Origin of the sequence: Alteracholeplasma palmae J233, assembly GCF_000968055.1 — a bacterium.
Lineage (GTDB): Bacteria > Bacillota_I > Bacilli_A > Acholeplasmatales > Acholeplasmataceae > Alteracholeplasma > Alteracholeplasma palmae.
The window spans coordinates 1,258,940-1,281,708 of sequence record NC_022538.1; the positions used below are offsets into that span (position 1 = coordinate 1,258,940).

At 28.0% G+C, this 22,769-nt stretch carries 27 protein-coding genes; all 27 read right to left on the minus strand.

Going from position 1 to position 22,769, the window contains the following annotated elements:
• Nucleotides 1-257 precede the first annotated feature (257 nt).
• Nucleotides 258-680 (minus strand): hypothetical protein, encoded by a 423-nt coding sequence (locus tag BN854_RS05800; protein WP_030003608.1) that lies wholly within the window; start codon nucleotides 678-680, stop codon nucleotides 258-260.
• A 510-nt stretch (nucleotides 681-1,190) separates the two neighbouring features.
• On the minus strand, nucleotides 1,191-1,850 hold the full coding sequence (locus tag BN854_RS05805) for a hypothetical protein (protein WP_030003609.1): 660 nt from the start codon (nucleotides 1,848-1,850) through the stop codon (nucleotides 1,191-1,193).
• A 314-nt stretch (nucleotides 1,851-2,164) separates the two neighbouring features.
• Complete coding sequence (locus BN854_RS05810; RefSeq protein ID WP_030003610.1) at nucleotides 2,165-2,764, minus strand: rhomboid family intramembrane serine protease; 600 nt, start codon at nucleotides 2,762-2,764, stop codon at nucleotides 2,165-2,167.
• 18 nt (nucleotides 2,765-2,782) lie between these two features.
• On the minus strand, nucleotides 2,783-3,583 hold the full coding sequence (locus tag BN854_RS05815) for a CPBP family intramembrane glutamic endopeptidase (RefSeq protein WP_030003611.1): 801 nt from the start codon (nucleotides 3,581-3,583) through the stop codon (nucleotides 2,783-2,785).
• A gap of 143 nt (nucleotides 3,584-3,726) precedes the next feature.
• Nucleotides 3,727-4,398, minus strand: a complete 672-nt coding sequence (locus BN854_RS05820) for a potassium channel family protein (protein WP_030003612.1) — start codon at nucleotides 4,396-4,398, stop codon at nucleotides 3,727-3,729.
• A 9-nt stretch (nucleotides 4,399-4,407) separates the two neighbouring features.
• A complete protein-coding gene (locus BN854_RS05825) occupies nucleotides 4,408-5,712 on the minus strand; it encodes a TrkH family potassium uptake protein (protein WP_045959829.1) in 1,305 nt (434 codons plus the stop codon).
• A gap of 4 nt (nucleotides 5,713-5,716) precedes the next feature.
• Nucleotides 5,717-6,349, minus strand: a complete 633-nt coding sequence (locus tag BN854_RS05830; protein WP_030003614.1) for a V-type ATP synthase subunit D — start codon at nucleotides 6,347-6,349, stop codon at nucleotides 5,717-5,719.
• A gap of 3 nt (nucleotides 6,350-6,352) precedes the next feature.
• Nucleotides 6,353-7,726 (minus strand): V-type ATP synthase subunit B, encoded by a 1,374-nt coding sequence (locus BN854_RS05835; RefSeq protein ID WP_030003615.1) that lies wholly within the window; start codon nucleotides 7,724-7,726, stop codon nucleotides 6,353-6,355.
• On the minus strand, nucleotides 7,719-9,494 hold the full coding sequence (locus BN854_RS05840; protein WP_030003616.1) for a V-type ATP synthase subunit A: 1,776 nt from the start codon (nucleotides 9,492-9,494) through the stop codon (nucleotides 7,719-7,721). Before BN854_RS05840 ends, BN854_RS05835 begins: the two co-directional genes overlap by 8 nt.
• 13 nt (nucleotides 9,495-9,507) lie before the next feature.
• A complete protein-coding gene (locus tag BN854_RS05845; RefSeq protein ID WP_030003617.1) occupies nucleotides 9,508-9,810 on the minus strand; it encodes a V-type ATP synthase subunit F in 303 nt (100 codons plus the stop codon).
• On the minus strand, nucleotides 9,803-10,516 hold the full coding sequence (locus BN854_RS05850) for a hypothetical protein (protein ID WP_045959831.1): 714 nt from the start codon (nucleotides 10,514-10,516) through the stop codon (nucleotides 9,803-9,805). The genes BN854_RS05845 and BN854_RS05850 overlap by 8 nt, the downstream gene beginning before the upstream one ends.
• Nucleotides 10,491-11,105 carry a hypothetical protein gene (locus BN854_RS05855; RefSeq protein WP_030003619.1) on the minus strand — a complete coding sequence of 205 codons (615 nt, stop codon included), beginning with the start codon at nucleotides 11,103-11,105 and terminating at the stop codon, nucleotides 10,491-10,493. Before BN854_RS05855 ends, BN854_RS05850 begins: the two co-directional genes overlap by 26 nt.
• A 12-nt stretch (nucleotides 11,106-11,117) precedes the next feature.
• Nucleotides 11,118-11,591 (minus strand): V-type ATP synthase subunit K, encoded by a 474-nt coding sequence (locus tag BN854_RS05860; protein ID WP_030003620.1) that lies wholly within the window; start codon nucleotides 11,589-11,591, stop codon nucleotides 11,118-11,120.
• 1 nt (nucleotide 11,592) lies between these two features.
• Nucleotides 11,593-13,485 (minus strand): V-type ATP synthase subunit I, encoded by a 1,893-nt coding sequence (locus tag BN854_RS07495; protein WP_030003621.1) that lies wholly within the window; start codon nucleotides 13,483-13,485, stop codon nucleotides 11,593-11,595.
• Nucleotides 13,482-13,790 (minus strand): hypothetical protein, encoded by a 309-nt coding sequence (locus tag BN854_RS05870; protein ID WP_030003622.1) that lies wholly within the window; start codon nucleotides 13,788-13,790, stop codon nucleotides 13,482-13,484. The genes BN854_RS07495 and BN854_RS05870 overlap by 4 nt, the downstream gene beginning before the upstream one ends.
• Nucleotides 13,791-14,163: 373 nt before the next feature.
• Nucleotides 14,164-14,595: a hypothetical protein gene (locus BN854_RS05875; protein ID WP_030003623.1), complete on the minus strand. Its 432-nt coding sequence runs from the start codon at nucleotides 14,593-14,595 to the stop codon at nucleotides 14,164-14,166.
• A gap of 17 nt (nucleotides 14,596-14,612) precedes the next feature.
• Nucleotides 14,613-14,981: a hypothetical protein gene (locus tag BN854_RS05880; protein WP_030003624.1), complete on the minus strand. Its 369-nt coding sequence runs from the start codon at nucleotides 14,979-14,981 to the stop codon at nucleotides 14,613-14,615.
• A gap of 126 nt (nucleotides 14,982-15,107) precedes the next feature.
• Entirely contained in the window at nucleotides 15,108-16,442 is a 1,335-nt protein-coding gene (locus BN854_RS05885) for a helix-turn-helix domain-containing protein (RefSeq protein ID WP_030003625.1), read from the minus strand.
• A 76-nt stretch (nucleotides 16,443-16,518) separates the two neighbouring features.
• Nucleotides 16,519-17,031, minus strand: coding sequence for a transcription activator effector-binding (locus BN854_RS05890; protein ID WP_030003626.1), 513 nt, complete (start codon nucleotides 17,029-17,031; stop codon nucleotides 16,519-16,521).
• Between the two features lie 16 nt (nucleotides 17,032-17,047).
• Entirely contained in the window at nucleotides 17,048-17,593 is a 546-nt protein-coding gene (locus BN854_RS05895) for a DUF1697 domain-containing protein (protein WP_045959833.1), read from the minus strand.
• Nucleotides 17,594-17,627: 34 nt separating this feature from the next.
• Nucleotides 17,628-18,086: a hypothetical protein gene (locus BN854_RS05900; protein WP_030003628.1), complete on the minus strand. Its 459-nt coding sequence runs from the start codon at nucleotides 18,084-18,086 to the stop codon at nucleotides 17,628-17,630.
• A gap of 192 nt (nucleotides 18,087-18,278) precedes the next feature.
• Entirely contained in the window at nucleotides 18,279-18,698 is a 420-nt protein-coding gene (locus tag BN854_RS05905) for a hypothetical protein (RefSeq protein ID WP_030003629.1), read from the minus strand.
• Between the two features lie 26 nt (nucleotides 18,699-18,724).
• Nucleotides 18,725-19,864 carry an FtsX-like permease family protein gene (locus BN854_RS05910; protein ID WP_030003630.1) on the minus strand — a complete coding sequence of 380 codons (1,140 nt, stop codon included), beginning with the start codon at nucleotides 19,862-19,864 and terminating at the stop codon, nucleotides 18,725-18,727.
• Nucleotides 19,865-19,867: 3 nt separating this feature from the next.
• Nucleotides 19,868-20,560: an ABC transporter ATP-binding protein gene (locus BN854_RS05915; protein WP_030003631.1), complete on the minus strand. Its 693-nt coding sequence runs from the start codon at nucleotides 20,558-20,560 to the stop codon at nucleotides 19,868-19,870.
• A complete protein-coding gene (locus BN854_RS05920; protein WP_030003632.1) occupies nucleotides 20,557-21,135 on the minus strand; it encodes a TetR/AcrR family transcriptional regulator in 579 nt (192 codons plus the stop codon). The genes BN854_RS05915 and BN854_RS05920 overlap by 4 nt, the downstream gene beginning before the upstream one ends.
• 88 nt (nucleotides 21,136-21,223) lie before the next feature.
• Nucleotides 21,224-21,826, minus strand: a complete 603-nt coding sequence (locus tag BN854_RS05925; protein WP_030003633.1) for a DUF6273 domain-containing protein — start codon at nucleotides 21,824-21,826, stop codon at nucleotides 21,224-21,226.
• Nucleotides 21,823-22,749: a hypothetical protein gene (locus tag BN854_RS07945; protein ID WP_030003634.1), complete on the minus strand. Its 927-nt coding sequence runs from the start codon at nucleotides 22,747-22,749 to the stop codon at nucleotides 21,823-21,825. The genes BN854_RS05925 and BN854_RS07945 overlap by 4 nt, the downstream gene beginning before the upstream one ends.
• Nucleotides 22,750-22,769 lie beyond the last annotated feature (20 nt).

The window sequence follows — 22,769 nt, forward strand, 5'->3', positions numbered from 1 at the left end:
TTTGTTAATTCTATTATAACACTAATCTTACTAGCTAAGAAAATCATGAGCTATCATATCACTTATCTTCATGATAAAAATTATTCTACATTTTTTAAATAGAGATAAAAAAAAAGCCCCTATAAATAACACAGGAACTTACTGCTCGTTTAATAAATTTAAAAATTTTTAAGTTTTGCTAAACTAATTAAATCTATCCTATATATAAATAATTATTATCTTTATTATAAAGTGTATCCTTCTATTTTTGTTAAATATTAAAGTTTAACAGGAACCTCAATGCTAAACAAAACATATCCATCTTTAGTAATACGATACTTTTCAATCTTAATTGGTATGTGGTCATTTTCTAATGATGCATCAAAAAATGCTTTAAATGATATTTTTTCTTTCATAAGTTCTGTATAAATACTATATGCATCAGAGACTTCATCAACTATAAGATAATCACTTTCAGGTAAAACAAGATTACCACTATTATCTAAAGATCCAATAAAGTATTTAAATCCATCTACTTTATGGTGTGATGATAAACCAAAGAATTCATCTCCAATATTTTTATCACTCACATAGCTATCTAAGGCTTTTCTTATTTTGCCTTCCATTGCCTCTATGAATGTCGCTTCAACCCAACTACCTAAAAATCTACGTTCTTTGATATTTAATGTTTTTCTTGTCATCTTTTTTTCCTTTCAATTTTAACATTATTATATCATCAAATAAGTTCATATAGTTTCTTAATACTCCTTTTCTTTTAAACTAATATAAGGGGTATGCTATTACATGTGTTATGATAAATCATTTAAGTTTAATAAAAGGTGTCTTATATATATGAATAAGGATCTCGACATCCGTGTTTTGTTTCCTTTTTTATAGTCATTCCATATTTATATCACTAAATAAAAGACATCATTATCGTTATTATAATGACATCTTTATCTTTATCTCAAATGAAGTTTAAAGTATTTAGTTTTATTATACTGAATTTCCATGATAATAATATTTTATCTAGTACTTTATTTTACTCTTAAATTTATTTCGAGTTAAATGCTATTTAAAATACTAGTTACTAGTGACATCAATCATAAGTCCTGCAATACGTATTCTTTAACTAGTCCCAATTAAATCGTTTTGATAATGTAACTTTTATCTACTAAATTGTTATAAAAACATATTTTAACTACCCATATCTACTTAATTTTCATCTTACCAATAATTCTATTAGAAGCCTCAATATGCATGATCCAGTGTCTTGTAAATGGCATTTTCAATAATCCTTTAATATCCTTTTTACACCAATAATTTATTAGCCAAGCTGCGCTTTCATCTTCGGAGACAACATTTTCTTTATTTAATCTCATAATATCCTGATTATCAAATCTTACTTTGAGATCTTCATATTTCAATTTTTTTAAAAAAATATCAGTTTCTTTGTAAACGTCACTAATATAATTATATAATTCGTCAATATTCATTCTCTTAGATTCATCAACTACATCTGAAAGACTTAGTTCATTACCAGTTTTTATCACTGTTATCCCTAGTTTTTTATCATATCCATTTTTATTTAAAATATCTCTTTTTTTGCCAATTAAAATATTACACACTATATCTTCTATTCTAAAAATATGATAAATAGAGTATGCAACTGTTTTGTTTTCATATCCCTTTGATTTTATAAAGGGTGCTAGACTATAATCCTCTTGACTCAACTTTTTTCTATATAATTGTATTTCATTAAATAAATCATTTCTTAATTCAGTAATAGTTGTTATAGCAAGTTCAAATGTTTCTTTTTTGTTAAGTAAAATTTGTATTTTCTTATTAGTATCAGACCATTCTTTATTCATATAGTCATCCCTTTCATGTGAGGTTAGAAAATTAGTATTAAACCTAGAAATACATTTTTCATTTTGCTAGTATTTATACATTATAATTTTATGTTGAATATAGATTTTTATTAACTTTAATTTTTTAAAACTTACTATTTATTAAAACTAAGCTAGATAACGATATTTATAAAACTGATCTGTTGGAACTGTTAAATTGTAAAAGGTTAAATAATTTATTTTAGAAATCTTAGAAATATCTATTTTTATTATCCTGGAGCATTTTAGATAAAAATAATATTCTTCATATATTACTATAAAGTAAGTATAATATCTTATCTTTTCACAATATCTAATAAAAAAGCACTAACTACTCCAAATACTAATCCCACACTGTGAGCAATAAGTGCTGTTGTCAGTGATAAGTTAGGAATAATTAAATATAGTATTAAGATAATATAAAAGAGAATTGAAAAACTTTTCAAAGTATTTTTTTCTTTAACGCAAATAAAAATTAAGAATCCAATTAATACATATATTGATCCACTTGCTCCTACAGAACCATTTGTAAAAAACATAGTTACACTTGAAGCTAAAAGACCTCCAAAAATAAAGATAGAAAGGTATACTCTCATACTAACTCTTTTTTCAAGTTCATTACCTATAAAATATAAAGCAACCACATTAACTAATAAATGTGGAATTCCTGCATGCAGAAAAATAGAAGTTAAAAGTCTATAATACTCATTATTCATTTCACTTACATTTATGAGTCTCCCATTTTGAGTAAGTACTCCCCAGTTATTACCATAAATCAGGTGATCTATACTAAAAATCTCAGTATTAGGGTATGTAAAAACAAAAAAATCTATAATAAAAATTAAAATAAATAACCTGCATAATAAGTTTGTTACTGAAAAATATTTCTTGTTCATAATTAGCTTCTTTCTAATTTAAATGCCTTTATGATTACTTATATACTTTTTATAAATCCAATAACTTGAAAGATACATCGGCACTGATATTCCTATAGATATTAATGCGTTTATTAAATTACTCATAAAAGAAACATCTGCTATTTGTGTTGTTGGGTATATTAGTACTGTAAACATTGCTACTATGTTAAGCATGACATGTGCAATTATTGCTGCTATCAAATTACCACTTTTTAGGTAGATTAATCCAAATATTAAGCCTAAAGAAATAGTATAAATGACTTGTCCTATAGTAACTAAATAGTGTTGTCCCCCTAAAATATTTAAAAAATGAACCATTCCGAACAATAAGGATGAAACCATAAGTGCTTTTAACTCTTTATTTTCTTTATTCTCAAATACTTTAATGAAAACATTTAATAAGATACCTCTAAATAGTAATTCCTCAAATAAACCGACACATATCATAAATAGAATATATCTGAAGGTTGCATCTACTCCTTGATATTCTATATCTGATATACTTAATCCAACTAGAGATTTAATTAATAAAGCAGCTATTAAAATATATATTGGAAAAGCGATTAAAAGCCCTTTTTTAATTCCTTTAATTCTAAAAAATGTATGTACTTTTTCAAACAAGAAAAAAGCAAATATTGCTGCAATACAAAACGATAGAAATTCTCCTAATACTTCTATATAGCTATATGTATCTAGATTATCCGTAAGTAATAATTGCCAAGATATCATAAATCCAATACTAAATACTAACATCAATAATGTAATCAGTATTATTCTTTTATTAACTTTTAAGTTCATAATTTCCCCCTATTATTTTCTTTTTTATTATACTATAAAAGCACTATTTTATAAACCTCATTATATTTTTAGTAATCTAAAAGAGATACCCTGATTAAATAAAAATAAACCTAGTAGTATGAATCTACTAAGTTTATTATAAGTTAGTTTTTACTAAATACTTCAGTAATTTTAGGGATATCCTTTTTTCTTCCAAAAATGAATATCTCATCATTTGGCATAAGCATGGTTTCTTTAGTAGGGATAATCATTTTCTTATCTCTTTCAATGACTAAAATATTAATTTTAAATTTAGATCTAGAATCTAATTCTGTAATAGCAAGTGGTTCAAAATTTTCTTCAATTCTAATTTCGTAAACATCAAAGTCATTTTTAATATTAAAATAATCCACGACATTACCAGATGCTACTTTATTAGCAATTCGCTCACTAGCAATTGAAAGTGGTGATATAACATCAGTAGCACCTACAAGCTTTAAAACCTCAACATAATCTTCTTCATCAGCTCTTGCAGTAATTTTTTCAATACCCAATTGTTTAAGCTTAATAATAGTCATAATACTAGAACTCAAGTTGGTTTTCTCGTTTTGTCCAATTGCTACAATCGCATGATCTACTGAGGCAATTCCAGCAGCTTTTAATGCATCTTCATTAGTTGAATCCACTATATAAACATTCCTAGTTAATTCTCCGGCTTTTCTAACAGATTCTTTATTTTTGTCTATAGCAATAATATCAACATTCATCTTACTAAGTCTTTCAACTAAATTGAGACCAAATCTACTTAATCCAATGATAGCAATGCTTTTTTTCATCTTTAATACCTATCCAATCATCATTTTTTCTTCAATATACTCAATGTTATGTAATTCTTTTTTATGCCATTCACTATTAAATAAACTTAAAATTGTAAGTGGTCCTAATCGACCAATAAACATTAAAATACAAAGTGTTAATTTTGAATAATCACTTAAAGTAGGGGTTAGATTTTTACTTAACCCTGTATTTGAGAATGCTGAGACAATTTCAAAAACTGCTTTTTCTAGGTTAACATGATCAAATGTTAATACTACAAACGTTGATGAAATAATGATTAATAATGACACTGCAAGTAAAGTAGAAGCTTTATGCCTTGTTTCATTATTGATTAATCTTTGATATGTTATCACTTGTTTTCCTTTTGCATAACTAGGTATTCCTTTAAATATCGTATAGATGGTCGTTGTTTTAATACCGCCACCCGTTGATGATGGCGATGCTCCAATAAACATCAAAATAATTAGCATAAGTGTTGCAACAGCTGAAATAGCGCTGATATCAATTGTAGTAAAACCCGCAGTCCGTGCTGTCACACTCAAGAAAAAAGATTCTAGCCAGGAAAACGATTTACCACCTAGATTAGAAAACTTAAACACTAGCATGCCCAAAATCCATAAAAGCAAATTAACTTTGAGTACAATTTTAGAATGGGTTGTCAATTTCTTATATGACTTTTTTTCTATTAAGTCATTAATAACAATAAAACCAATACCTCCTAACATAATTAAAGCCGCTGTATTGATGTTAAGTAATATATGTGCTTGATAGTTTTGTAAACTAATCGATCCTAGTAAATCAAATCCTGCATTATTAAATGCAGATATAGCATGAAAAGCACTTATTCCAATAGCAGTTACTGTGTCATACTGTGGTATAAAAACAAATAAATTTATAATAAAACCTGTAAATTCAATGCATAGTGTAAAAGTAACAATTCTAACAACAAGACTAACCATACCTGATAAATCATTTTGATTTAAATTTTCCTTAATTAAAACACGATTACTGATACCTATTTTAGCACCAATAATATACATAATAAAAACAGAAATTGTCAATACACTAAGTCCACCAATTTGAATTAAAACTGCCAATACTACTTTCCCAAAAGGTGATAAGATAATTGACAAATCCGAAACGGGAGAAAGTCCTGTGATAGTAATTGCTGATGTGGATACAAAGAATGCATCTATAAAATCCAATGACCCTTTTCCTGTTTTTGATATAGGTAATAATAATAAAATCGTTCCTATCATAATAATCACAAAGAAAGATAGTGTAATCATTACATACGGCGATATTTTTTTCATCCTATCACATCTTTCTATTCTTATCTAGAATAATCTCTTTACTCTTAATCATTCTAATTGTATTGCTTCTTTCTAAATCACTAAGCTTCATCTTAATTGAATGTATCTGTTCGTTAATCTCTTTTAATATAATGTTTTCAATGGCATTTACCCTTCTTTTTGATTTCTCAATTTCAACTAGCATACTTTCTATTTGACTTTCAAGTACTGCTAAATTTAATATTTCCGGTAATAAGGAGCGCCCATATTTTAAAAGTATATCAAATGATGCTGATGTCTTAAAATAGCTATAATTATTTTCTACTACTGTTTCTCCTGATTTTATTGAAGCAAATTCAACTCCCATAACTTTGCTATAGCTGTATGTGATATCCTGTATTCCTTTCGTCTCATTTAAATAATTATGAATATCTACTGTATCCATGTCTATTGCAGTTTCAAGATAACATTTTAGAAACTCATGAACTTTAACTTCTAATTGATTACGTTCTATTTTATATGTCTTTACAAGATATATAAATTGATGCATGAGTTCATCCTGTTTATCTTTTAGAAGTTTATGTCCTCTTTTCGTCGTTTCAAACTGTTTTTTAAGTTTCATCAGTTCCATTCTTGTTGGATTAATAGTTTGACTCATATTCTATGATTCCTTATAATACTGCTTAATAAAGTATGGATCAATTCTTTTTAATTCACTCTTAGGTAAAATACTTAATAATTCCCATCCGATAGAAAGAGTTTCTTCAATACTTCTGTTTGTGTCAAAGCCCTGTGCTATATATTTTTTTTCAAAGGCATCAGCAAACTGTGCATACTTTTGATCAATCATAGAAAGAGCCGATTCGCCTAAAATAAGTGATAGTTCCTTGGCATCTTTACCTCTTGCATAAGCTGCAAAAAGTTGATTCATAGTATCAGCGTGATCCTCTCTAGTTTTACCTTTTCCAATTCCCTTATCTTTTAAACGTGATAATGATGGTAATACATCTATCGCTGGTATAATGCCTTTAGCTGATAAAGTTCTTGATAAAATAATCTGACCTTCTGTAATATATCCTGTTAAGTCTGGTATCGGATGTGTCTTATCTTCCTCTGGCATAGTTAAAATAGGAATTTGTGTAATAGTTCCTTCTTTACCTTTAACACAGCCTGCTCTTTCATAAAGAGATGACAAATCTGTATACATGTATCCCGGATACCCTCTTCTTCCAGGAACTTCTTTTCTTGCAGCACTAATTTCACGTAATGCTTCTGCATAATTAGTGATATCTGTCATAATCACTAAAACATGCATACCTAAATCATATGCTAAATACTCTGCTGCAGTAATTGCCATTCTAGGAGTTGCGATTCTTTCTATTGCAGGATCGTTTGCTAAATTAATAAACATAACTGTTCGGTCGATTGCATCTGTTGCCTCGAATACCTCATTAAAATAATTTGCTTCTTCAAAAGTAATCCCAATAGCAGCAAAAACTACAGCAAATTTTTCATCTTGTCCGCGAACAGTTGCTTGTTTAGCAATTTGTGCAGCTAATTTATTATGGGTTAACCCTGAGGCCGAAAAAATTGGTAACTTTTGCCCTCTAACTAACGTATTAAGTCCATCTATTGCTGAAATACCTGTCTGAATAAATTCATTTGGATATGTTCTTGCTACTGGATTTAATGGTACACCATTAATATCAATATATTTTTCTGCAATCATATGTCCTTTTTTATCAATTGGTCTACCTAATCCATCAAATTTTCTTCCAAGCATAAGTGGTGATACACCAAAACTTAAGCCCTCACCTGTGAAAATTGCTTTTGCATCATTAATTTTAAGACCTTGGCTATTATCAAAAAGTTGAACGACTGCTTTATCTTTATCAATCTCAAGCACTTTACCCAATCTTTCAGTACCATTTTTTTGAACAACTCTTACCAATTCATCGTATTTAATATTTGCAACTTTTTCTATGACCATAAGTGGACCAACAACTTCTTTAATTGTCTTATATGCTCTAATCATAAATTTCATTGACTCCTTTTCTTAATTGTTCAAATTGATCTATCAATTCAAGTTCAATACTTAAAATCTCTTTTTCTATTTCATTTTCTTCAACATACTTTAAGTGCCCTATACGTTCATTGACTGGTAATACTTCAATTCGCTTATAGTCAACATGATTTTCTGTTGCTAAAAGTGCTAAATCAAACCAGCTTAAAATAATTCTAAGCATTGCATATTGTTTTTCTAATGAAGTATACGTATCTACCTTATGAAAAGCATTCTGGTGAAGATAGTCTTCTCTGATCATTTGTGCAACTTGTAACTTAACTCTATCCTTAGGACTTAATGAATCAATACCTACTAATCTCACAATTTCAAGAAGTGCTGTTTCATCTTGCAAGATTACTCTGACCTTCTTAACTGTTTCCTCCCATAAAGGATAAGTTAAATTATTAAACTGTTCAATATCAGTATCATACAGTGAATAACTTTTTAGCCAATCAATTGCAGGAAAGTGTCTTTTATATGCCAATCCCGCACTAAGCCCCCAAAATACCTTAACAATTCTTAGTGTTGCTTGACTCACTGGCTCTGATGTATCTCCACCTGGGGGTGAAACAGCACCAATTGCGGTAATTGATCCAATGCGTTCTTTTCCAAGTGTTTCAACCATTCCAGCTCTTTCATAAAAATCTGATAATCTAGATGCAAGATACGCAGGATATCCTTCTTCTCCTGGCATTTCTTCAAGTCTTGAACTCATTTCTCTTAAAGCTTCTGCCCAACGACTTGTTGAATCTGCCATAATTGCAACACGATATCCCATATCTCTAAAATATTCAGCAATTGTAATACCTGTATACATTGAAGCTTCTCGTGCAGCAACTGGCATATTAGATGTATTTGCAATAAGTACTGTACGATTCATTAAAGAAAGCCCTGTTTTAGGATCAATTAGTTCTGGAAATTCTCTTAAAACATCAGTCATTTCATTACCACGTTCCCCACAACCAATGTATATGATAATATCAGCATCAGCCCATTTAGCAAGTTGATGCTGTACAACTGTTTTTCCAGAACCAAACGGACCTGGAATTGCTGCAATACCACCTTTTGCAATTGGGAATAATGTATCAATAACCCTTTGCCCTGTTACCATCGGTTCTTTTGGAGCTTTTTTAACTTTATAAGGTCGTTTAATCCTAACCGGCCAAACTTGTAGCATTGTCATTTTAAACGTTTCATTTTCTGACTTAATAGTTGCAATTTCATCTAAAATCGTGTATTCACCCTCAGAAAGTTTTGATATAATTCCTTCTTTTCCAACTGGTACCATAATTTTATGTATAACTGCTTTTGTTTCTTCTACTGTACCAATGATATCACCTTCACAAACATACGTTCCATTTTCTACAATAGGCTTAAAGTGCCACTTTTTCTCTCTATTAAGTTTTGCAACTGATATACCGACAGGTATAAATGCTCCATGTTTTTCATAAATACTTGTAAGTGGTCTTTGAATACCATCAAAAATACTTTCAATAAGCCCAGGTCCAAGCTCAACAGATAATGGATGATCTGTTAATTCAACCGGTTCTCCCGGGCCTATACCCGCTGTTTCTTCATATACTTGAATGCTTGCCAAATCTTCTCTTAGTTCTATAATTTCTCCAATAATATGCTTGTTGCCAACATGAACAACATCATATACTTGTGCATTTCTCATGCCATCTGCAACAATAAGAGGTCCTGATATCTTAACAATTTTTCCTTTTATTTGACTCATCTCTTACCTCTTTCTAAAGTAAATCAATACCAATTGATTTTTTAATACGTTCTTTCATATCTAAAACTTTATTCCCTATATTTTTTGATTCTAAAGGAAGTTCCAAAAATATAGGATATACTCCTTTTTTTTCCTGTTGATACACTTTAATTAAATCCTTTAACTCACTATCATATGCAATAACTTTCACATAGTGATTTAATTCTTTTAAAACTTTTATTAATTGCTGCTTTTCATCAATAATAAAGACTTCAAAACCAACAGCACTTAAGGCTTCTGATTCTTTTTTTGTACTAATAAAAACTAAGTTATTCATCACACACCTCATTTAGATAATATATTGATTTAATTTGGTTAATTTGGTTTTTTCTCATCACAATATAGTAAATTAATATTTCTAATAAGTTTGTACTATAAGCATAACTTTTTATATACTCCAGATATTGCTTAGATAGTTTTCTATCAATTTTTAAAACACTATCTGCTATATCAACATCAGTATTAAGTTCAGATTTTGTAAATTGAATTAATTCTTTTTTACCTTGAATATATGCAGTTTCTAATCTATCAATTTCATATTGATTTTGCTTTAACATATTAGATTTAAAGACTAATACATCTTCATTATTTTCACATAATCTATACGCCATAATAATATTTTTAACTGAGTTTCTATAACTTATAATCTCAGATAATATATTTTGCGGCTTTATTTCATTGTATATTGTATTATAAAAATCAACTGATTTTTTCTGATTTGAAAAAAAGTATTGATATACTAAATGCTCTTTCCCAATATATGATGATATTTCATATTTTAAAGCTTCATCTAGACTTTTTAGTCCAAGTTTAAAATCTGAATGCTCCTCTATGAGAATACCATCATGATATAAGTATCTTAGTAAGTCCTTTTTTTCCATTGTTTTTAAAAGTTCATAGGTTTCCTTAGTGTATAGAGTTGTTATCTTGGAATTTAGAAGACCAAGTAAATACTCATCATTCATTACCATAAAATTTTTCATAAACTTCTTTCTCTCGATTTTTTTTATACTCATCCACAATTTGTTTGTAGTCAAAAATCAAGTCAAAATCATCCTTAACCACGATAAAACCTTCCTTGAAATTGAGATTATCTGTTTTAAGTTTAAACTTAAAATTCTTATTTTTCTTATTAAGTAAATCTAGATCATCTTTATCTTTTTTACTAGAAAAAGCCTCTAAGTATTTATCCATATTTTGACTTGATACATAAATTATTTCATCACCAAAAATTTCATCCACATTAACTAGTTTATAAACCCAGTTGCAAAGTTCTTTTTTATCTAATTTAGTAATATATTCATAAACTTTATCAAATAATGATTCTACTTGAATTACTTTGGTTTCCTTTTGAAAACTGTTAAGTTCCGCTTCTTTTTTCTTTTCAAACATTAAAATATCGAGGTCGCTTTTTTCTTGAAATTTTTTTAAAGTATCTTTGACTTCTTCCTTGATTTTATTAAGTGCATCATGTTTTAAAGTTTCAATTTCTTGTGTAGTTTGTTTCTCAATCTCTAAAGATTTAAGTTTACTTTCTATAACAATTCTCTCATGAAGTGCTCTATCATTCATAATAGACTCCAATTAAATGCTAATAGCACTATACATTAAAATACTTACTAAAAGTGCCAAAATTGCATATGTTTCAACAATTGCTGTCATAGTCATACCACGAGCTGACATATTAGGTTTTTTAGCAGTCATAGCAATTGCGCTTGCAGCCATTTTTCCTTGGTAAATACCTGATACTAAACCAACTACCGCAATTGGTAGTGTTGATGCAAAAAGCGATAATCCCTGTGCATCTGTAATTTGAATTGGTGTTCCTCCAACAAGCCCCACTTTAACTAAAATCAAAATTGCTAACAAAAAGCCATAAATACCTTGCGTACCGGGTAATGCTTGCAAAATCAATACTTTACCAAAAAGTTCTGGTTTCTCTGAAATAACACCTGCTGCTGCTTTCCCTGATAGAGCAACTCCAATTGCTGATCCAATACCTGCAAGTCCAATACTAAGTGCTGCTCCAATTAATGCATAAACTAATCCTGTTGTCATTTTATTTTTTCTCCTTAATTATTTCATCTATATATTTAAACTGATATTCAAATGGGGTAAAAACAGTACCTCCACCCTCGTAAAACTTTCCAAAAAACTCTAAATATTGTAGTCTTCCATCATGCACATATGCTGATAAAAGCCCCATTACAAAGTTAAATATATGCCCAACTAAATAAACAATAGTAGCTAGAATAAATCCAAATATACCTCCAGACACCATATCAGCCAACATATTCATTGTAAATGCAATGACTGCTGTTGATAAACTTAAAGCAAGTATTCTTGAATAACTCAAGATGTCACTTAAATAATTTGTTATACCATAAAGTCCACCTAAGCCACTTAATGCCTTATTAAATATTCCTTTTTGATTATGACCCTTGAAGACTAAAATCATTAAAAATCCTAATATAATCATAGCTATCCCTATAATATTAGGCTTAACCAATATAAATAAAACTATGCCTAAAAGTATTAATATCCAACTTAACCCCTCAGATACCGCCGTTAAATATGATTTTTTACGTACTTCTATGATTATTTTAAGAACTAATCCAGAAATAATATGTAATACGCCAATCGCCAGAGATGCGATTAACATAGGAAGCGGATCTTTAATGGGTTCTAAAACAATAGAGGTTAAATTTGGGTTGCCCATCCATATTCCAATCGTATTCAACAAATCAAATTTAGCTCCAAAGAAACTACCAAATAGTATCCCAAAAATCACAGATGACACCCCAGAGTACGCAAAGACTAAAACAAGTTTTTTAAGTTCTCCTTTGGGTTTTTTAAATTTAACAAATAATGCAAAGAATATAACCATTGCAAGACCATAACCAATATCTCCCATCATTAACCCAAAGATAAGCCAATACCATATAGACATAATTGGGTTTGGATCTATTTCGGTGTGAGATGGAGCAGAATACATATTAGTAATTGTTTCAAATTGTCTGATAAATTTATTATTTTCAATATATGTTGGTATTAAATCATTTTCTTCTATATCAATCTCTTCAATTTCACAAATCATTTTTTTGTTAAGTTCTTCTCTTAATTGCTCCACTTGATTAGAGGGTAACCATCCTTCCATATAAACCGTTTTTTCAGTGTGCTCTAATTTAACTAGTTTTTCTGTCATTTTATTTATTTTGTAATCATAGTAAAATTTAAGTGTATTATTATCTTTACTTAATTCTTTTAATCTTGATTCAATATCTTTTAATTTAGCTTCTTGTAAAATTGTATGTTTTTTGAGTCTATTTAATTCATCCGGAATCAAAATATCCAACCTAGGAATCTCTATTTTTTTAATTACTGAATTGATAAAATTTATTTTACTTTGATATTGGTCCTGTTCTAAAACCAAAATACAATATTGTTTTTGATCTAATCTAGCGTATAATTCAACCATAATATTTTGTTGTTTCAAACTATCCATGATTTCTTCATGTTCTAGTTCATTCCAATACCCAAATATGACTTTAACTCTCTTTAAGTCCAGTAAGTCTTTAGTATAAACATCTAAACTTTCAAATGGTATGAGTAATCCAAATTCATTTAACATGTTTTTATTTGATTCAGTAAGTTCTTTTTTTCTACGATGCAATTCATCTAGTTCTTCAAGTACTTTTTCTGCCTTTATTGCAATTTTTCCAAAATCTTCTATTTTGACTTCTTTGTATTCAAAAAATTTTTTCTTAGTATACTTTTCTAAATTGATAATATGATTCTCAACATATTTTAAAAACTGTTCATCCTCGGTTAAAATCTTTTTTTGTTCACTGCCAGCAAGCATAACTCTTCCTTGCTCATGAATTTCACTGACAAACAAATGTTGGTTTTCTTGATGTGTAATCACTCTAATTTTTTTCACTGGAATAATCATGACTTTAATATACCCTCTATCAATTCAAAGAATATCTCTTGATGCTTATCTTGTGTACTTGCATCTATTATTTCCTTTACTTGATCCATTTTAAATTTATGTATCTTTTCTAAATTTAGCAGTGCCTTTTGTTTTTCATCTTCAATATGTTTTTTTTCATTATTAATTGTTGCTAGTGCTTGTTTATTTGAAAGTTCTATGTATTCTTTAAGCTTTTTAGTTTCATCAACTTTACGATCATATGCCTCTTTTAACATCTTATCACTTTCTTTTTCAGCTTCTATAATTTGTTTTAGTGTTGTCATTTGTATATCCTTTCCTATTTTTTGTAAAGCAAAAAAAACCTTGTATTTCAAAGGTCCTTGCAGCTTATGATTCTTTTTTATACCACAAGGACTTTAGTCGTTGTGGTGTGATATCTCTGATGAATCATCACGAAGACGAACCATCATAAAAACATAAATATAGTCATTACTAACTTGATTGTTTGCCATTGTGATCACCATCTTTCTAGTTTAAATATGATGCTATTATATAACTATATTATAAAATTGTAAATAGTAGTACATATAAATTAAGTATATGCTTTTATATATTTTCACTTAAAATATATGATAAGTGACTTAAGTTAAGACTCTTAAATAAACATAGTAAAATGCTTTCTGATGAATGGTTTATTTATGATAATCTAGCTTTCAAGTAATTTTTTCTTAGTATAAGAGGTATGAGAATCATTAGAAATATGACAAGACTCATGCTAAATTGTCCAAAAAACATCGAATCATATATGCCATTTGATGGTAAGATAACATTGATTATAACTCTGAAAAACCACACAACTGCAAGTAAATATGCTATATATGATGACTCTTTATGTCTTGAAATAACCCCTTTTGAAACTATGATACTTAAAATACTTAAACCTGATAATAAAAGTGAAAAAAAGAAATTAACATAATCAATTGATACTCTTAGATTATAAGGTATATCAGGTACATATGAATACCATGAAAATAGATAAGGGAAACTAAAATGAAAAAGCCCTATAAATAAACTAAAACTACATCCTATAATATAAATTATTTTAATTTTTAATCCCCTTTTTTCCATGCCTTTATCTCCATTTTTTACTTAGTGAATGTTTGCTTGAATATTTGAAGCAGTAATTGTTCTGGAACTTCTTGTCCTAAATATATCTGAAGCATACCCTTTGGGGTAATTTTATATCCTTTTAAGAACTCTTTATTTTCTATAATTGCATTTTGATAAAGTATACTATCTTTATAAATTTGTGGATTTGAAACAATATTAATATGATCAGAAAAAAGTGCTAAAATAATTGTTCTTTTACCTATATAGTACATCGCAGTTTTTGACCATACTTTTTCTTCTATCACAAAATCAACACTTCTTTTAATCAAAGTATCTATTTGCCTCATTAAATCCAAAACTTCTATATTCAGATGCTGATATAATTTGATAAAATCTTCATTCATATCTATTACTTCCAATTCTATATTTTTAAAAAGCACATTATCCACTCAAGTAAATTTTACATGCGTGGATTTTATATCTATTATTGCACACTTTATTTTGATACATTTAAAGTCTAATTCTAAATATTATTTTTTTGTTACCTGCAATAATTGAAGTACAGTCGTTTGATTAGTGATTACATCTGTTTCCATTAAATATTGCTCATAGATAATAGAACTATCTATTTTATAAGTTTCATTATTCTTATACTCTCCATAAAGAAAATCCCATGAATCTGTAAGATTTTCAAAATTAATAAATTTTCTAACATAAGTCTTGCCTAAAACAAGCTCTTGTTCTGACTTTTTTTTATATTCAATATTTTCTGTTATAAAGTATAGTTTATATTCAAAATCATCTGTCTGTTTTTCTTCTAAATCATAACTACCGAATATATAAATAGGGGCTTGCTCTTTTGCTAAATCAATTTTATTTTCTAAAAACCAAGTAGTAATATAAGATCTACCTTCTGAAATTGCGTTACTTCCTTTAAAGGTATAATAATTCGCCATTCTTTCTTTCATTTCTCTAATCTCTAATGCATCAACTTTTGTATCTTTATAATCAATCGACATATAAAGATCTACATTTCCTATATGATTATACTCTTGATCAAAATCATGATGTTCTTCTAACCATTGACGCTCTGTTAATATAAATTTGCTTGCTTGAAGCCATGTACCAAAGCGTTGCCATGTTTCTGCGATTGACTGTCCTATATGCTTATCTTCTTGTTTTTTAACAGTAACAACCGCGTACATTCCACCTTCTAGTACTTTAATATTTTCAAGGCTTACTTTTTGTTTAATATTTTTATTTAAAGTCACACATAATTCATACCCATAAACTCCTGAATCATCTTTCGGATTAGGGTTATTATAACCAAAAACACGTAGACCTTCTTTTACAATATCAATTTTGTTATTTTTTGCCCATTTTTTAAAAAGCTCAAACGCGCCATCTTCTGGATTATTGCCATAGTAATTAAAGTATATAACCTCAATACTTTCCATATGTTTTAAAATCTTAACCCCTAATGCTTTTTCTTCTAAGTTCATAAAATTCCTTTCAAGTATATTTATTTTTTTAAACTGAAAGAAATGCTTTTCTTTTTTATATTTAGAAGGTAATACGCCAGTGATTTTTTTAAATGCTCTAGTAAATGAGTCTGGAGTATCATATGTATAAAGATATGCTAAATCAGTTACTGAATGTCCTTGTTTTAATTTACTTGCTGCTTCTGAGATTCTTCTTAGCCTGACATATTCTTTAATGTTATAACCAACAAGTGATAAAAAAAATCTATATACATTTGATAAAGACATACCAATACTTGACGCTAGCTTATCAATATTAATATGTTGTTCTAAATGTTTTTCAATTTCTTCAATTACTTTTTGCATAAGTTCATAAATGTTCAAGATAAAATCCTTCTTTCATGCTTATATTTTAAAATATATGTTTAAAAGAAACTCGACTTTTTTTCCCAAAAACTATTTATACTAATTTTTCTTTACATGGTAAGAAATAACCAAACTTATATATAGGGTTATTCTTATCTAAATTTACATATCCCACACTAGTGTAGTATTCTGCTGAAAATCCTAAACTATAGTCAGCTTCATAATTTGTTTCTTTTAAATGCTTTAACAACAAATTATGTGCACCTTTTTCAAGATTTGGGTTCTCTGCTGTAATCCAAAGCACTGCCATATTACAATCTGGTATATCTATATAATCAAAACCATCTGGGACAATTGTATCTGGTTTTACAAATACACCAGGCATTTCTATAAATGTCTTTGTTTGAGGATTATATCCACCCATAAAGCCAATACAATCACCTTTTGGTGAAACTCTATTTTCATTTTCTTGTAATAATTGATTTGATCCATCATTAAGATATTCTTGCCAGTGTTTTTTAGCATTAGAACCCATCTTAACTAGTACTTTCTTACCCAGCATTCTAACTTTTTTAAAATCTAATATTTGAAGTTCATATGTTTTCATTTTTTTCCCCTAAATGCTACTTATAGTGTAATTCTAATATTTTATTAACTGTTTTAATAGTTCTAATTGTAATTAATTGATTTACTTTAGTCGCTGCTAATTTTCCAAGTCCTGATTTTGAAAAAGATGGTAAATAAGCTCTCCAATAAATAACATCAGTTTTTGCATGAATTACATCATAATCTGTAAGTTTGTTTTCTATTGTGTTTAAAACTGATTCTGCAGTTACTCCAGGCATCATAAAAACAACTGTATCATAATAATCTTTATCTGATTCTTTAAATGTACTAGGTATTTGTTCAATAACTTTAATAAATTTATTTATCTCTACAATTAAAACTTTAATATCTAAACTAAACTGTTCCTTAATCAAAGATTCACAATGAGATATTATTTGATTGATATCAGTTTGTTCACTTGAAAATATAACATTACCACTATTGATGTATGTTTTAACATTTTTAAAACCGGAATCTTCAAATAAAGTTTTAAGCTCTTTCATAGAAATAATATTCTTACCACCTACATTAATACCACGTAATAACAAAATGTATGTTTCCAATTTATCCACACCTTCTTCAATTAATTTAAATGAATTATTTTTTTATTGTATTAATATCTTGTGTTATTACCCAATCATCCATATTACTTTCTCTTAAATATTCAAACGCTTCTATTTCTTCTAATCTATCTACTTCAATAATACAAAGAAATTTCTTACCTGCCCATCTTTCATACTGGTGTTTTGCTAGATTAAGTTTATCTTGGTGTTTATCAACAAAAGCTATTGATTCTTCTTCAAGCATTTTCTCTGTTTCTGTAACGTTTGTAACAATAGTTCTGTGCGTTACTAATAAATCGCCTCCAGTTTGAACAAAGTATAGTATATCTCCTATTTTAACTCTGCCGCCTAAAGGTGATTTTTTACCTGCCGCTCCTCTAATGATCGCTGTTTTAGATCCTTCTAATAATTTTTCTAATTCTTTTCCCTTTTTATCTAAATAAACTAAATGTTCTGCTTTTCCTTCAACATGCTCATAATAACTACTTTTCATTACCTTTGTCCTCCATATATTTTTATATTATTAATAGTATACTATTTATCTTATATGATAAATCACTATTCTTATTACTTTTAATAATAACTTTTTTACTTAATTATTCTAAATAAACTATTATAAAAAAATAAATATCTATATTTTTTAAAGACTATTCATTTTTTGAAGTTATCTTAATTATTCATATCTTTACTTAGTTATTCTTTTCTTGAATATATATGTAACTGTAAAAATTAAGGCTACTAGAATTAATACATGAAGTATTAGATGATATAAATCAGGTATATAGACACTTTTTGATGGAAATAATTTAATCGTTTCTTTAAAATAATCTATTTTATTTAATCCGCCACCTGTAATCGTGTATATTTCATGTGACATAACTTGTATAAAAAGCCATAGAAATAAAAATATTGTTAACGCATATTTTCCAATTTTCTCTTTAAATAAAAATACCACAATTATTATAAAATACACTAAAAAGAAAATTCCATCTTCTTTCCACGCTTGAACTACTAAATACTGATTTCCAATTTTTAAACCTATCATATCTAATAAAAACCATAAAAGTAATACTATATTGATTATCAAACATTTTTTCTTATTCATACAACATCCTCTAATTATATTCTATCTTACTGTAGCATAATTTCTTTAATTGAAATTTTACTTATCTTATATTTATAAAATGCCATAAGTATTTCATATGTAAAGACAAATAAAACAAATGTAACTATAAATGCTTTGAAGTCAAAATTATAAACAATACCACTATCTACTTTACTAAATACAACATTAACCATAATACTTAAAATACCATATTGATACAGTGTCCCTAACATAAACCCAAGATATGCAAATATTTTATACCCATCTAATACAGATTTACTGCACTCAGCTTTTGAGTAACCAAAAGTATTCATCACAGCAATTGTTTTTAAGTTACCCTTAATTACAGATTCAATCGCTAAAATCACAATTGTTGTTGCTAGAACAACACCAATTCCTATTGTAATAATAGCCATAAGAATATCTGAAAATTCTTTAATACTCGCAGACATTTGAATCATTTCAGAAAAACAAAAAGCAGAAAATCCAATAAAGAAGACAAGTGTCTTCTTACTTTTCAATGTTGTTTTTTGTAAATCTTTCATAAAAGTATCACTTTCATTTTCCTGTGTTTTTTTAACCAACTTAGTATACTCGGGCACTTCTTTAATCAGTGAAAGTGCTGATGATTTCAGTTTTCTTTGTGTATAAAAAATTGATAGTAATGAAAATGCTAGTGTTGGAAAAATAACTAAATATACATAAAGTATTAAATGCCAAGTTAAAGATACTGGTGGTAATAGAATACTCTTATTTTGAATATTGTAAAATAATGGGATTACTAAAAAAGAAGCTAAATACCCAAGCGTTCCACCTAATAATACACTTAATCCAAATATCCAAAACTTTCTTGAAATTTGCATATTTCTATATCCTAGTGCTTTTAATATGCCTAGTTCATTTTTATGTACATCTAAATAATTTTTAATATAGAAAAATAGCATCGTTATAGAAGTTAAGAATAAACATGCTCCAGTAACAAATGAAACCATATTTGCTGTTGCTACTCTCGCCTTATAAAAATCATATAATTCATTAGTTGTTGCATAGACTTCTATTTTTTTCAAGTCTAGTCTATAGTTTAAAAATAAGTTACATATAAAAACTGCACAAAACATAATAATTATGATACCTACAAATTTTTTCAAGTCTTTAATTGATATCATATATTACCACGCAATTTCATAGGCATCTTTTGGTGTCTCATTTTGATATACATTTTGAATTTGTCCGCTATTTATCATAACAATAGTATTTGCCATTTGTGCAATATTTTGATTGTGTGTAACCATGATCATTGTAAACTTCTCTGCTTTTTGTAACTTAATCAAGTAATCAAGAATTTCTCTACCTGTCTGCTCATCCAGTGCACCAGTTGGTTCATCCAAAAATAAAAACTTAGGTTTTTTAGAAAGTGCTCTTGCTATAGCTACTCTTTGCTGTTCTCCACCAGAAAGTTCTCTTGGAAACTTATTAAGTTTATCCAAAAGACCAACTTTTTCAATAACATCTTTGTAGTCTTTGTTATTAATCAAATCAGCCCCTAACTTGACATTTTTTAAAACATTCATATTAGGCAGTAAATAAAATGATTGAAATACAAATCCAATATTATCTTTTCTAAACTTTGTCAGCTCAGTTTCAGACAATTCTTCAATATTGAGTGAATCATAAAAGATTTGACCTTCATCCACTTTTTCAAGTCCTGATACTACATTTAAAAGTGTTGTCTTGCCACTACCTGATGCTCCAAGAATAGCAACAAAATCGCCATCTTTTATTTCTAAACTAATCCCCTTTAAAATTGGAAAACTATTTTCTTTTATACCATATGATTTTCTTATATTTCGAATGCAAATCATTGTATTTTTCCCTCTTTCATTGCCCTTAGTAAACTTTTAGCAATCTCTGTTATCATTTGACTAACCTCTTCTTCATTAAACAAATATAACTTTGAAGCACATAGTGTAGCAATACCATGAGTATAAATCCATAAGTGTCTATAAAGTTTTATGCTTAATAAATCTGATAGTTGGTAACTTGCTTTAATGGAGTTTATAATTGCTTCATAATTGTCATCAATCATAGGTAGAATATATTCTACATTAGGTATATCTTCTCTGCAGGTTGCAAATAATATATTAAAATAATTGGGTTCTTCTTTTGCAAATTTAACATAAGACATCCCTACTCCCTTAAAAGGTAGTGGATCATTTAATCCTTCTTGAATATATTCATGATAAATAATTTTAATGCGCTCTATCAAAACATCTTTTAATTCTTCCATACTTTGAAAAACAGTAAAAATAGGTCTTGAAGAACTTCCTAGCGCTTTTCCAAGTGCTCTTGCTGTTAAATACTCTATACCTTGACTTCTTAATATTTCTAGTGCAGTATCTGTAATTTGATTTTTTGTAAATTTTGCCTTAGGTGGCATATTTATCACCTCTATTTAAAACACATGTTGTGTAACGCTTGTTTTAAATTATATGATAAAAAATAAGTAATGTCAATATTACTTATTTTCAGTCTAATTTAATCCACAAAGCAGGTCTTATTCCCCCCTGTCTATTTTCAGTATATGTCCTAAAGAAAACATTATTTCCATTAATACCTACACGTCCAATTGGATTACCATGAATATAAACAGCTGTATTTGGTATTCTTCCAGGTGTCCTTATCCACCACCAAAAATTATTTCCTTTATACGTTGCCAGTCTATTTATATTATTTTCATCCCTTTTTGCAAACCAGTACTTTTCTTTTTCTGATTTTCTAATTAAATGCTTACTGCTATCTCCAAAGTATTTACACACTACATCAAAGATATCAAGTAAAAATATAAAATCATATGTATCATTTCCACCATTTGTATGATACCATGGATTATTTAAATTTTTATTAGTAACAGGTATGATCCTTCCTTGTTCTTCTTGTGTAAAAGTATAATAAAATTCATGATTTAAATATTTCCTTAAGTCACATGTTTCCCAAGTAACGCTTTCGTATGTATTATGATAAGGTCTTTTCTCAATAATTTCATCGGTAATAATTAGTGCCCTATTAGAATCAATTTCTAACACTCTAAACTGATATTTTCCAAATAATAAAAGATCTCCTATTTTCATATTATTTTACTACTTTCTAAAAGCAGTAAAACTTGTGTACTCTTAGTGAAGTTATTTTTAGACAGTAGATACTGCTCAGTAATTATTGAATCCTGATTATGACTTTTTTCTTTTTTCAAGTCATTATAAAAACTTAAAGATTCTTCTAAAATATCTTTATATAGGCAAAATCTTCTAACATAATTAGCACCAAAAACATGTGTTTTTAAAGGCTCATCTACTAATTTTACTTTATCTGAAATAACAAGATACAATGTATACTCTAATTCTTCAGTATCCTTTTTTAAAATGTCATAGCTGCCAAAAATATACACAGGTTCCAAACTTTTTTCCAAGTCAATACGATTCTCTTTTAAGAATTTAAAAATGAATGTTCTTCCTTGTTCAATTGCATCTAGTCCATTAAATTTAAAATAATAAGCTTCTCTTTTTTTTAATTCCTTCACTTCATCTATTATCTTTTTTTCTAAGAAATCTAAATGATATTTTTTTGTAGTTGGTCCATGCCCAGTAACTGCAACAGCATACGTTATTTTAATCTCTAAATAACAAAAGTTAATATCTGCTTCATTATTTGCTTCATCATACCACTTTGAAAAAACTCTTCTTAGCTTAGTTCTTAACTCGGCATTTTTAGGATCTAAGACCCACCCTAAATTAGTTCCAACTGCTTTTCCAGATATATTTCTAGAATTAACAGAGAATGCTACATTTGGGTTTTCTTTTATTTCTAACATCTTATTTGATTTAGCATATGTCACAATATAGAATGAACCATTTTCATAATATGCATCTACATCTCTTACAGCTGGGATACTTTTTCCATTTTTTTCAGAATGTATAGTTGCTAGTGAAATGATATTATCTCTATCATTACCACATCTTTTAGTAATAATTTCTAAACCCTTCTCAAATTCAGTCATAAAATTCGCTCCTTTAAGCT